This is a genomic window from Corynebacterium sp. UMB10321 (assembly GCF_030228725.1).
GTDB classification, from domain to species: domain Bacteria; phylum Actinomycetota; class Actinomycetes; order Mycobacteriales; family Mycobacteriaceae; genus Corynebacterium; species Corynebacterium pseudogenitalium.
Map to the genome: position 1 here is coordinate 1 of NZ_JASOZC010000037.1, position 320 is coordinate 320.

1 protein-coding gene is annotated in these 320 nt (G+C 68.1%); it reads right to left on the reverse strand.

What is annotated here, in order from left to right; all coding sequences use genetic code 11:
- Window positions 1–90: 90 nt before the first annotated feature.
- Window positions 91–320 (reverse strand): hypothetical protein (locus tag QP752_RS11225; RefSeq protein WP_284805539.1); only part of this gene is annotated, 230 nt, incomplete at its 5' end.

Consider the following 320-nt stretch of genomic DNA (forward strand, 5'->3'; position numbering starts at 1 on the left):
GGCGGGGCGGAACTTTCCACACTCGACGGAACCTGCGTGGTTGTCCGCGGGGCGGACGGCTTCGTGGTTACAGTTGTCCGCGGCGTGGCCTCAGACGTCGTAGCCGATGGTTTCGGCTTCGCGGTTGTCCGCGGCGCGGACGGTTTCGTGGTCGCGGTTGTCCGCGGCGTGGACTTCGGAGCAGACGTCGTGGCTGACGGTTTCGGCTTCGCGGTTGTCCGCGGCGCGGACGGTTTCGTCGTTGCGGTTGTCCGCGGCGTGGACTTCGGAGCAGACGTCGTGGCTGACGGTTTCGGCTTCGCGGTTGTCCGCGGCGCGGA